Annotated in this window: 12 protein-coding genes and 1 tRNA gene; 11 read left to right on the plus strand and 2 right to left on the minus strand. The window is 43.9% G+C overall.

What is annotated here, in order from left to right; genetic code table 11:
* The first annotated feature begins 323 nt into the window (after nucleotides 1-323).
* The 5 genes from EKQ44_RS08215 (at nucleotide 324) to EKQ44_RS08235 (ending at nucleotide 4,002) form a co-directional block, all read left to right on the plus strand.
* Nucleotides 324-782 carry an 8-oxo-dGTP diphosphatase gene (locus tag EKQ44_RS08215; RefSeq protein ID WP_237663069.1) on the plus strand — a complete coding sequence of 153 codons (459 nt, stop codon included), beginning with the start codon at nucleotides 324-326 and terminating at the stop codon, nucleotides 780-782.
* Nucleotides 783-822: 40 nt separating this feature from the next.
* Nucleotides 823-1,713, plus strand: coding sequence for an RNase adapter RapZ (gene rapZ, locus EKQ44_RS08220; RefSeq protein WP_237663070.1), 891 nt, complete (start codon nucleotides 823-825; stop codon nucleotides 1,711-1,713).
* The gene (locus EKQ44_RS08225; protein ID WP_237663071.1) at nucleotides 1,713-2,678 is read left to right on the plus strand and encodes a gluconeogenesis factor YvcK family protein; all 966 of its coding nucleotides are present in this window, start codon (nucleotides 1,713-1,715) and stop codon (nucleotides 2,676-2,678) included. Before rapZ ends, EKQ44_RS08225 begins: the two co-directional genes overlap by 1 nt.
* Nucleotides 2,679-2,724: 46 nt before the next feature.
* On the plus strand, nucleotides 2,725-3,669 hold the full coding sequence (whiA, locus tag EKQ44_RS08230) for a DNA-binding protein WhiA (RefSeq protein WP_237663072.1): 945 nt from the start codon (nucleotides 2,725-2,727) through the stop codon (nucleotides 3,667-3,669).
* Nucleotides 3,670-3,744: 75 nt separating this feature from the next.
* On the plus strand, nucleotides 3,745-4,002 hold the full coding sequence (locus tag EKQ44_RS08235; protein ID WP_063559560.1) for an HPr family phosphocarrier protein: 258 nt from the start codon (nucleotides 3,745-3,747) through the stop codon (nucleotides 4,000-4,002).
* Nucleotides 4,003-4,048: 46 nt separating this feature from the next.
* On the opposite strand, the gene clpP is transcribed toward EKQ44_RS08235, so the two are convergent.
* Entirely contained in the window at nucleotides 4,049-4,633 is a 585-nt protein-coding gene (gene clpP, locus EKQ44_RS08240; RefSeq protein ID WP_060665404.1) for an ATP-dependent Clp endopeptidase proteolytic subunit ClpP, read from the minus strand.
* 279 nt (nucleotides 4,634-4,912) lie between these two features.
* A complete protein-coding gene (locus EKQ44_RS08245; RefSeq protein WP_237663073.1) occupies nucleotides 4,913-5,692 on the minus strand; it encodes a methyltransferase domain-containing protein in 780 nt (259 codons plus the stop codon).
* Between the two features lie 157 nt (nucleotides 5,693-5,849).
* On the opposite strand from EKQ44_RS08245, the gene EKQ44_RS08250 reads away from it, so the two are divergent.
* From EKQ44_RS08250 to EKQ44_RS08275, 6 genes are all read left to right on the plus strand, one after another.
* Nucleotides 5,850-5,927: transfer RNA gene (locus EKQ44_RS08250), tRNA-Arg, on the plus strand.
* Nucleotides 5,928-6,511: 584 nt separating this feature from the next.
* Nucleotides 6,512-7,855 (plus strand): RNA polymerase factor sigma-54, encoded by a 1,344-nt coding sequence (rpoN, locus tag EKQ44_RS08255; RefSeq protein WP_237663074.1) that lies wholly within the window; start codon nucleotides 6,512-6,514, stop codon nucleotides 7,853-7,855.
* A gap of 20 nt (nucleotides 7,856-7,875) precedes the next feature.
* A complete protein-coding gene (locus EKQ44_RS08260) occupies nucleotides 7,876-8,118 on the plus strand; it encodes a glutaredoxin family protein (RefSeq protein ID WP_237663075.1) in 243 nt (80 codons plus the stop codon).
* 167 nt (nucleotides 8,119-8,285) lie between these two features.
* Entirely contained in the window at nucleotides 8,286-9,305 is a 1,020-nt protein-coding gene (locus EKQ44_RS08265) for a sugar-binding transcriptional regulator (RefSeq protein ID WP_237663076.1), read from the plus strand.
* 213 nt (nucleotides 9,306-9,518) lie between these two features.
* The gene (gene gap, locus EKQ44_RS08270) at nucleotides 9,519-10,526 is read left to right on the plus strand and encodes a type I glyceraldehyde-3-phosphate dehydrogenase (RefSeq protein WP_237663077.1); all 1,008 of its coding nucleotides are present in this window, start codon (nucleotides 9,519-9,521) and stop codon (nucleotides 10,524-10,526) included.
* Between the two features lie 286 nt (nucleotides 10,527-10,812).
* Nucleotides 10,813-11,997, plus strand: coding sequence for a phosphoglycerate kinase (locus tag EKQ44_RS08275; RefSeq protein WP_237663078.1), 1,185 nt, complete (start codon nucleotides 10,813-10,815; stop codon nucleotides 11,995-11,997).
* Nucleotides 11,998-12,116: the final 119 nt, after the last annotated feature.

Here is a 12,116-nt window from a genome sequence, read left to right on the forward strand (position 1 = left end):
TTGTAGAACTTTCTTGTGTCTTAATAGGTGTATTTGCTGTAAAATATAAAATGATACACTTGGCTAGTTTTATTTTTAATGAAAAGGCTCTGTTAAACATCGCTGTTGATTTTCGCACTAGGCATCGCTTTCCTAGGGGCGTTTGGGGAGCCTCCTCGGCTTGCGCCTGCGGGGTCTCCCCTAAAACGCTATCTCCCTAAGGAGTCTTCGCCTATTGCTACAATCAACAGCTAGGTTACTTTAAAAATTAACAGTTGTTTTAACAGAGCCATTGAAAAAAGAAACCTAAAATTAGACAGCTAAGATTAAAAGGGGTTGTAACCATGCAAAGAGTAACAAATTGTGTGTTAGTGAAAGATGACCAAGTGCTACTGTTGCAAAAACCACGTCGTGGGTGGTGGGTTGCACCTGGTGGAAAAATGGAGCATGGGGAATCGGTGAAAGATTCTGTTGTGCGTGAATATCGTGAAGAAACAGGCATCTACTTAAAAAATCCTGCCCTTAAGGGTGTTTTTACATTTGTGATAAAAGAAGGAAAGGACATCGTGTCCGAATGGATGATGTTTACCTTCCTTGCAACGGAGTATGACGGACAGAATGTGAAGGAATCAGAGGAAGGGAAAATTGAATGGCATAAGCAAGAGGACATTGCAACACTTCCAATGGCGCCAGGGGACTTTCACATACTTGATTACCTGATCAAAGGATCTGGCATGATTTTCGGGACGTTCACGTATACGCCGGATTTCGAATTGTTGTCCTACCGTCTGGATCCAAACTGATTGGCGTTTGCAAAGCCAGAATTAAAGGAGTGAAAACAATATGAGTACAGGTACGAGCAGTGATGTGGAATTGGTGATTATCACTGGGATGAGCGGAGCGGGAAAGACCGTCGCTATCCAAAGCTTGGAGGATCTTGGCTTTTTCTGTGTCGATAATTTACCTCCGACCTTGCTTCCGAAATTTTTGGAGCTGATGGAAGAGTCGGGCAATAAGATGAATAAAGTGGCATTGGTAATGGACTTGCGCGGGCGTGAGTTTTTCGACAGCCTGTTTGAAGCACTTGATGATATATCGGAATTATCATGGGTTACACCGCAGATTCTATTCCTTGATGCGAAGGATTCTGTTCTTGTTAGCCGCTATAAGGAAACAAGAAGGTCACATCCATTGGCAAAATCGGGATTGCCGCTTGAAGGGATCGAGCATGAGCGCGAGCTGCTGGAAGAATTGAAGGGCCGTGCCCAACTGATCTTGGATACATCCAACTTAAAGCCGCGTGAACTCAGAGAGAAAATCCTCAAACAATTTGCTACACACTCCAAACAGACTTTCAAATTGAATGTTGTTTCCTTCGGGTTCAAGTACGGACTTCCTATTGATGCAGATCTTGTGTTTGATGTACGCTTCTTGCCAAATCCTCATTATATCGACCATATGAGACCGATGACGGGCCTAGACGAAGAGGTTTCCTCCTATGTATTGAAATGGACGGAAACGCAGAAGTTCATAGAAAAGCTAGGAGATTTGTTGAGCTTCATGCTTCCGTATTACAAGCGGGAAGGGAAGAGCCAGCTTGTGCTTGCCATCGGATGTACAGGAGGACAGCACCGTTCCGTGACGTTGGCAGAGTATTTTGCCAAGCATTTTAAGGATGAATATGATACACTCCTTACACATCGTGATATTGAGAAACGAAAGGGTAAACACTGATGAAACATCAAAGGGTACCCAAAATCGTCATTATCGGAGGTGGAACGGGGCTTCCTGTTCTGCTCCGGGGATTAAAGCATTATGATGTGGATATCACAGCAGTGGTAACGGTCGCGGACGATGGCGGAAGCTCCGGCAGATTGCGTGACGAGCTGCACATCCCTCCTCCAGGGGATGTCCGCAATGTATTGGCGGCATTATCGGATGTGGAACCACTGATCGAGGATTTGTTTCAGCATCGTTTTGCAACTGGAAACGGTTTATCCGGTCATTCACTAGGTAATCTGCTGCTTGCAGCCATGACCACCATTACAGGTGACTTTGTCCATGCCATTCGTGAAATGAGCAAAGTATTGAATGTCCGGGGAAAGGTTCTTCCTGCTGCAAATCAAAGCGTTGTTTTACATGCGGAGATGGAGGATGGTTCCATCGTTACAGGAGAATCCAAAATCCCTTCACATGGGCAAAAAATAAAAAGGGTGTTCCTTACACCGGAAAAAGTCGAGCCCTTGCAGGAATCGGTGGATGAGATTGAAAAGGCCGACCTTATCATTGTTGGACCTGGAAGCCTTTACACCAGCATCCTCCCAAACCTTCTTGTACCAAAGATAGGCGAGGCGGTTTGCAATGCACATGCAAAAAAGGTGTATATTTGCAATGTCATGACACAGGCTGGCGAAACGTTGGAATATACGGCAAGCGACCATGTTAAAGCGCTTTATGACCACCTTGGCTGTCGCTTCATGGATACGATTCTGGTAAATGAAGAAGGTATTCCCGAGGAGATCGCCATTCGTTATAAAAAAGAATCGGCAACACCGGTTGTGTACGATATCGCAGCCTTGTCAAACCTAGGGCTAGAGATTGTACATGACAAAATCATTCGCTATGAGGACGGCGTCATCCGTCATGACACCCAAAAAGTGGCGGCGCTTTTATATTCGATGATCAAAAAAGAAGAATAGATAGATGCAAACGGATGCATGAAAAATAGACTGGGGGTGATCAACGATGTCCTACGCTTCTGAAACGAAAAAAGAACTGACTACCATAGAAACGAAAGACTGTTGCGTAAAGGCAGAGCTTGCGGCACTTATCAGGATGAACGGATCGCTTTCCTTTTCCAATCGGAAACTGATCTTGGATATCCAAACGGAAAATGCTGCGATTGCCCGCAGAATCTATACGCTGACAAAAAGGATATACGATGTGCGTGTCGAATTGCTTGTACGTAAGAAAATGAGATTGAAGAAGAACAATGTCTACATCGTACGATATGCAGAGCAAGCCCATTATATTTTGGATGAACTGAAAATATTGAAGGACGGCTTCACATTTGTCCGAGATATTTCAGAGGAACTGATTGCCAAAAAATGTTGCAAACGCTCGTATCTGCGCGGAGCCTTTTTAGCGGGAGGTTCTGTCAACAATCCAGAGACGTCCTCCTATCATCTCGAAATCTTCTCGCTCTATCATGAACACAATGAATCTTTGTGCGAGCTCATGAATATGTTTCACTTAAACAGTAAAACGCTAGAGCGGAAGAAGGGGTATATCACGTACCTGAAAGAGGCGGAGAAGATTGCGGAATTCCTGAGTATCATCGGCGCCCATCAGGCGTTGCTGAAATTCGAGGATATCAGGATTGTGCGGGACATGCGGAACTCCGTCAACCGACTGGTGAACTGTGAAACAGCCAATCTTAACAAAACGATCGGTGCCGCAATTCGGCAGGTGGAAAACATCCGTTTTATTGACAGCACGGTCGGGCTTGGGATCCTACCTGACAAGCTTCGCGAAATAGCAGAGCTGCGTGTCACCTATCAGGATGTCACCTTGAAGGAGCTTGGGGAAATGGTATCAAGTGGGACCATCAGCAAATCCGGCATCAATCACCGACTACGGAAAATAGATGAAATTGCCGATAAACTACGTGCAGGGGAATCTGTTAAATAAAGCTGTGAGGGGTCTTCCCGTTTGATGGAGGGCTTTCGACCAGCCAACATAAAATTGGATAGAGGAGGAATACACATGGTACAAAAACAAGTGGATGTTCGTTTGAAAACGGGCTTACAAGCACGTCCGGCTGCCCTTTTCGTACAAGAAGCAAACCGCTTCTCAAGCGAGGTATTCTTAGAAAAAGACGGCAAAAAAGTAAATGCGAAAAGCATCATGGGCCTAATGAGCCTTGCAATCAGCTCCGGCACAACGATTACACTAATCGCTGACGGTCACGACGAAGAGGATGCAATTGCGGCATTAACAGAATACGTACAACAAGAAAACTAAAAAACCGGGTCTCCCCTAGATGGGAAGCCCGGTTTTGTTTTTGCTCTTAGTTATTGTTACGGATAACTTTGTCGATTAGTCCGTATTCCAACGCGCGGTCGGCTGTCATGAAGTTGTCGCGGTCTGTATCGCGGGAGATCACTTCAATTGGTTGACCAGTTTGCTCAGATAGGATCGTGTTCAACTTTTCGCGTAGGAACAAGATGCGTTTTGCAGCAATCTCGATTTCCGTTGCTTGACCTTGTGCACCACCAAGTGGTTGGTGAATCATGACTTCACTGTTAGGAAGCGCGAAACGTTTGCCTTTAGCACCAGCTGCAAGTAGGAATGCTCCCATGGAAGCCGCCATACCCACACACATTGTGCTAACATTTGGCTTGATGAAGTTCATTGTATCGTAAATGGCCATACCAGCTGTGATGGATCCACCCGGGCTGTTGATGTAAAGGGAGATATCCTTATCAGGATCTTCCGCTGCCAAGAATAGAAGCTGAGACACAATGGAGTTTGCCACATTGTCATCAATCGCACTTCCAAGCATGATGATACGGTCTTTTAATAGACGGGAGTAAATGTCATATGCGCGCTCCCCGCGGCTTGTTTGTTCAATAACTGTAGGAATTAAGTTCATCTCACTTTTCCTCCTTGAAATTTAAGTTTTAAATTGATAAGGGTTCATATGTAAAAATGGGTAAACACCATGGTGAACCTCTATCAATTAGTAAGTATTACTAAATCTTTATGTACTTTTATCATACATACAAGGTCAAGAATGGTCAAATAAAAACCATCGCAAATACCCCCATTTTTCCCCATGTACATAATCATATCCACTCTGGGGAGGAATTAAACTTCCGTGTTAATGGACATCCGGAAAAATAAGCGGTAAAGCGTTATCTTAAAAGATAGACTATTCATTTTTTATAAAGATGCTTTTCTGAGAGTGTTGGCCTGACCTAATATTACTAATTTTATCAAAAACAGGATTTTGATAACTGTCTTGGTTATAGTCACCTAAAGCCTTATAGTTCTGAGAGACTTTTGTATCTTCTAAAGAGTATTGGGAAAAATGAATCACTAAAAGTCCGCTGGGCTTAACATGTTTGTCTAGTTTAGAAACTTCGTTTTCGAACTTTTCGAACGGATATATTTTTTTAAGACTTTTTATCCCCTTAGCTGCAATAAAATGTGGCTTTCGCTGAAATACAGCCATGCAAAAGATAGCGTCAAAAGGTCCATGACTTTGAATATTCTTAGTGGAAGAGTAGATGAACTTAATCTTATTATCTGTCTTTAGGTTATTACATTTTAAAAGACTATGTTTGTTTATATCAGCCCCTATAATTTCTGCATTAGGGAAGTATTTACGGAGAGTGAGTACTTCTTCACCTGTAGAACAACCATAAGATAAGATTTTTACATTTTCTTTATCCTTTAAAAATGTATGACAGGCTGAAAAAATCTCAGGATAGCGGTCCATGTATGTAAAAGGCGTCGTTTGGTGAACAGCTCTTGAGTTGAATAATTGTAGGTGATGAATAGAACGGTATTCTGGATCTAAAGCAAATTTCTTAATAAATACAGAAGTATTCCATAGCTTTTCTAAAAGAAATACGCTAGTACGGATGACTCTACTTTTTGAACCCTTATACATTTTAGTACGATTCTTTACTTCTAATATAATGGCCATTCCTTCACCTTCTATAATTTTTATTTTGAATAGACTTATCATACCATCGTTCTTAATAATGAACAACGTGTTTTTATTTAGAGGAATTATTCTTATTGCCCGCCTCTCGACAACTAGTGTATAATTTGGTATATTAATAAAGTTCCATTTGCAACGTGCGCTCGTAGCTCAGGGGATAGAGCGGTGGTTTCCGGTACCGCGTCATGCGGGGGTTCGAATCCCTCCGAGCGCGCCATTGATTTCTATATTGGAAAAACTTACTTTTGAAACACAATTGATAAGCATGTTATAGTATTACTTGTAACGGACAAGCGCCGTTATCTTATATGAACTACTCACCCAGTGTCGGCACACTGGGTTTTTATTTTGCTTAAAAGGCATTCCGGCATTATGAAGGAATGCCTTTTGTTTTATTCGTCGAAAAGTATTTTATGAGTTTTGGATCGAATAATGGTCTAACGGAAAATAAATCTCTCTTAACGGAAAGTAAAATTCCACTAACGGAAAGTAAATCACCACTAACGGAAAATAACCCCCCTGTAGCCCCACCCATAAGCAAGTCCCAATCCCAACTTCACCCCAAAATCTCCCCATTCACCATGAAAATTAAGTATGACAATCCGAACACCATAATAAAATAGAATAATTAGCAAGCACCGCTAGCAAAAAGTGCACCCTTCGACATAGGTGGGAGAATTCCTGCCGGGGTCTGACCCCTAAAGGAAGATTTTTAAAGCTTACAAGTTCCCCAATCTCATGTAGAATATAGGGAGAGACCGAAAACCGGATCGGAGAGTGGCCGGAGGAGGATTGGAAAGTATGATGAAGCAGTCAGTTGGTTTGTATCAGGAGCAGTCGTTGAGGCTTGCGATGACGCAGGAGTTGAAGCAGGCGATTACGTTGTTGCAGTATTCTACGCTTGAGATGGTTGATTTTCTGAAGGAGCAGTCACTGGAGAATCCGCTTATGGAGTTGAAAATGCCAGCTATACAAAGGGAGCTTGCCTCTTCAAGGGTGCAGCGACTTAAGCCAAGGAAGATTGGAAGCACCACTGTACAAACCTTTTCCATTGAAAACTTCAGCAAGCATGGGGAAACCCTACAACAATATATAGAACAGCAACTGGTCGACAGCCCCCTCTCACATGAAGAGAGGCAGCTTGCGAAACGAGTCATCCAGTACATGGATCCCAATGGCTACATTCAAGAAGAACCATCGATCATTGCGGAGCAGCTTAAGACAACAACAGGAATAATCGAAAATCTGCTTACCCACCTAAAACAACTGGAACCAGCCGGAGTAGGTGCGAGAAATCTTCAGGAATGCCTGCTGCTACAATTAAGACGCAGGGAGCAATCAAAACGGAATGAAATGGCAGAAGCGATACTTGAGAACGACTTCACTCTTTTTGCTGAAAAAGCGTGGAAGACGCTTGCCAAAAAATATGGGATCAGCCTTAAACAGATACAGGAGATTCACGATGAAATTGTCCAGTTGAACCCTCGTCCAGGAAACAAATATGAAACAACAGAAAGGCCCAAGTACATCATTCCGGACCTGGTCGTCCAAAAGCATCAAAACCAATTCATCGTATCATTGAATGAAGAGATCATTCCTCAAATTAAAATAAATAAGCAAAACGAGGCGGCACTTAAAAGTAAGAACGAACTGGAATCCTATTTGCAGGAAAAGCTGCAACAATGCCAGTGGATCGTTAAAAGCATGGAGCATCGCAAACTTACTCTTGTAAAAGTTATGGAAGAGATCCTCCAGGCTCAGCAATCTTTCTTTTTTAACGGACCGTCATTTTTGAAACCGCTAACATTGAAGGATATTGCGACAAGGCTTGAAATTCACGAGTCCACCGTGAGCCGAGCGACGAAAGAAAAATATGTGCAGACACCATACGGGCTGTTCGAGCTGAAATATTTTTTCAGCCAAGGGCTTACAGGCCAGTATGAAGAGGAAACGTCCACAAAGCAGGTCCAGCAGCTAGTCGAGGAACTGGTGAAGAATGAAAACAAACAGAAACCTTTGTCCGATCAGCAGCTGACAAACATCTTGCAAAAGCAGTATCATATAACTATCTCGCGGAGAACGGTGGCAAAATACAGGGATCTGTTGAACATTCCGAGTTCCTCCATGAGAAAAAGGTATGACTAGATAGAAAGGCAGATGCAAAAATGAACCTTCAATTTTTTACAAAAGTGGATTGCCCCCTTTGCGATAAAGCAAAAACAAAACTGGAAGAACTGCAATCCGAATATAATTTTACGATAGAAGAATTTGATATCTATAAAGATGACCTTCTTTTAGAAAAATATCAGCTTATGATACCGGTAGTGGAGCATGAGGGGGAAATGCTTGCATATGGGCAAGTGAACAAGGAAGAAGTAAGAAAGCGTTTACTTGAAAAAATCCGCTAAACCCTAGTTGCATAAGGGTTTCACCTTTGTTACAATCAACTTGTAGCAAGGGTGATTTTTTTTACCGCTACTGGGACATAATATGTCATAGCGGGACATTAAACGTCCAGTGAACAGGAGAGATTTTGTCCACCAGGTAAAATACACACTCTGAAGGGGAAGCTATAATGAAGCAGATTATTGAAGTACAAAAGAAATTGTTGCCAGATCTTCTTTCCATTATGCAGAAACGATACGAGATCCTTAGATACATAAGGTTGATGCAGCCGATTGGAAGAAGAAGCTTATCAGGTAGTCTCGGTTTGAGTGAGCGTGTGCTGAGAAGCGAGGTAGATTTTCTCAAAGCGCAAAACCTGATTCTTGTGAGTGTTGCCGGCATGACATTGACAAGTGAAGGGGAATTTCTCATCAAGGACCTGGAAGAGATCATGAAAGAGGTTTCCGGTTTAAAGCTGCTGGAAGCGGGAATAGAAGAAAAGTTAGGGATTGCAAAAGTTGTCGTGGTTCCGGGTGACAGTGACCAATCCCCTTGGGTGAAGAAGGAACTCGGCCGTGCAAGCGTGGCAACCATGCGAGAACGATTCCATGACGACAATATCATTGCCGTAGCCGGCGGAACGACTGTTTCCTCCGTAGCGGAAATGATGACACCCGACACAAAGAATCGCAACCTGCTATTTGTTCCGGCTCGAGGCGGTCTTGGTGAAAAGGTGCAAAACCAGTCAAACTCCATCTGTGCCACCATGGCGGAGAAGGCATCGGGCGACTATAGGCTCTTGCATATACCTGATTCACTGAGCCATGAATCCTACCAGTCCATGATTGAGGAGCCTTCAATAAAAGAAGTGATTTCCCTCATCAAAAATTCTAGTATGGTTATTCATGGAATTGGAGACGCTAAAACAATGGCAGAGCGCCGTAAAACAGCGCCGGAGAATATGCGCAAGATCGAACAGGCCAACGCCGTGGCAGAAGCTTTCGGTTACTACTTTAACGAAGCCGGAGAAGTAGTGCATAAAGTTCAGACGGTAGGAATGCAGCTCGCAGATTTGGAAAAGATAGAATGTGTGATTGCAGTAGCCGGTGGAGCCTCAAAGTCAAAAGCGATTCAAGCGTATCTAAAAAAAGCTCCACACACCATCCTCATCACGGATGAAGGGGCAGCAAAAGAGTTAATTAGGGACTAAACATCCCTTCTATAAAGGCTAAGTGACTATCAGCATTTGATTGGAGCAAAAGGAGTAGACTCCTGCGGGAGGAAGGGACATGGGAGACCCCACAGGCGTAGCCGAGGAGGCTCCCGGACCACCCGCGGAAAGCGGAGCCTTTTGAGGAGATCAAATGCGAGGTACCAAAGCCACCCAAAAAAATTTCTTAGAAAAACTAAGGAGGAACTTAACATGGCAGTAAAGATTGGTATTAACGGATTTGGACGTATTGGACGTAACGTATTCCGCGCAGCACTAAACAACTCTGAGGTAGAAGTAGTAGCAGTTAACGACTTAACAGACGCTAACATGCTTGCACACCTTTTAAAATATGACAGCGTACACGGCAAATTAGCTGCGGACGTGAAAGTAGATGGCGACAACCTTGTTGTTGACGGCAAAACAATCAAAGTAACAGCTGAGCGCGACCCAGCGAAATTATCTTGGGGTGAGCTTGGAGTAGAAGTAGTAGTGGAATCTACTGGTTTCTTCACAAAGCGTGCAGACGCTGCGAAACACTTAGAAGCTGGAGCGAAGAAAGTAATCATCTCCGCACCTGCATCTGATGAAGATATCACTATCGTAATGGGTGTTAACGAAGACAAGTACGATGCAGATAACCACAATGTTATCTCTAACGCATCTTGTACGACTAACTGCTTGGCGCCATTCGCGAAAGTATTGAACGACAAGTTCGGTATCAAACGTGGAATGATGACAACTGTTCACTCTTACACAAATGACCAACAAATCTTAGACTTGCCACACAAAGACTACCGTCGTGCGCGTGCTGCAGCTGAGAACATCATCCCTACAACTACTGGAGCTGCAAAAGCAGTATCTCTAGTATTGCCTGAACTAAAAGGTAAATTGAATGGTGGAGCGATGCGTGTTCCAACTCCAAACGTTTCTCTAGTTGACCTTGTAGCTGAGCTTGACAAAGACGTAACGGCTGAAGAAGTAAACGCAGCGTTCAAAGCAGCGGCTGAAGGTGAATTAAAAGGAATTCTTGGTTACTCCGAAGAGCCACTAGTATCTGGTGACTACAATGGTAACCCTGAGTCTTCCACAATCGACGCATTATCCACAATGGTAATGGAAGGCAACATGGTAAAAGTTATCTCTTGGTACGACAACGAGAGCGGATACTCTCACCGTGTAGTAGACTTAGCGAAATACATCGCTGCTAAAGGACTATAATTTTCATAGCAAAAAGATATTGCTTGGATAAACCTTATCAGCATTCTATAATAAGACATGTGAAGTAGAGGGGGATTGGGGAACACACCCCTCCCTCTTTTCATGTTTTAAAGAGACTTTATTGATGTGATGGAAGCGGAAGTCACTTGACTCCTGCGGGAGGAAGGGACATGGAAGACCCTGCAGGCGAAGCCGAGGAGGCTCCCGGACCGCCCGCGGAAAGCAAGTGACTGCAGCGCAAATCACTCAGTACCAAACAAATTTCCTTTAAAGGGAGGCCGTTTCAATGAACAAGAAAAGTATTCGTGACATCGACGTCAAAGGCAAACGCGTATTTTGCCGCGTGGACTTTAACGTACCGATGAAGGACGGACAAGTAACAGACGAAACCCGTATCCGTGCTGCACTACCAACAATCAAGCACCTAGTGGATAACGGCGCGAAAGTCTTACTTGCAAGCCACTTAGGACGTCCAAAAGGGCAAGTAGTCGAAGAGCTTCGCTTAAACGCAGTTGCAGCGCGTCTACAAGAGCTTCTTGGTAAAGATGTGAAAAAAGCGGATGAGGCTTACGGAGATTCCGTAAAATCCATCGTAAACGACATGAGCGAGGGAGACGTTCTTTTACTAGAAAACGTTCGTTTCTACCCTGGTGAAGAGAAAAACGATCCAGAACTTGCAAAAGCGTTTGCTGAGCTTGCAGATGTGTATGTAAATGACGCATTCGGCGCTGCTCACCGTGCACATGCTTCCACAGAAGGCATCGCCCAGCACTTACCGGCAGTTGCAGGCCTCTTAATGGAAAAAGAATTAGAAGTACTAGGAAAAGCCCTTTCTAACCCTGAGCGTCCTTTCACGGCGATCATCGGTGGAGCAAAGGTTAAAGATAAAATCGGTGTAATCGAAAATCTTCTAAACAAAGTGGACAACCTAATCATCGGTGGTGGACTTGCATACACGTTCATCAAGGCTAAAGGCTATGATGTAGGGAAATCCTTATTGGAAGAAGATAAGATTGACCTTGCTAAATCCTTCATGGAACAAGCAAAAGAAAAAGGCGTGAACATGTACATGCCTGTGGATGTTGTCGTAGCAGATGATTTCTCCAACGACGCAAACACACAAATCGTACCTATTGAAGAAATTCCAAGCGACTGGGAAGGCCTTGATTGCGGACCTAAATCCCGTGAAATCTACGCGGATGTCATCAAGAACTCCAAGCTTGTCATCTGGAATGGACCAATGGGAGTATTCGAACTAGATGCATTTGCTGGCGGCACGAAAGCAGTAGGTGAAGCCCTAGCAGAAGCTACCGATACATACTCTGTCATCGGTGGAGGAGACTCTGCAGCTGCTGTTGAAAAATTCAACCTCGCAGACAAAATGAGCCATATCTCAACTGGTGGAGGCGCATCCCTAGAATTCATGGAAGGCAAAGAACTTCCAGGAGTAGTAGCGCTGAACGATAAATAATTTCTGTATTATAAAGTTTCTAGCTGGTGATTGGAGCAAATGGCGGAGACTCCAGCGGGGGAGTAGCGACATTGTTGAGACCCCGCAACGAAGTGAGGAGGCTCAAGGTCGCCCCGCGG

Source organism: Sutcliffiella horikoshii (genome assembly GCF_021991925.1).
Lineage (GTDB): Bacteria > Bacillota > Bacilli > Bacillales > Bacillaceae_I > Sutcliffiella_A > Sutcliffiella_A horikoshii_F.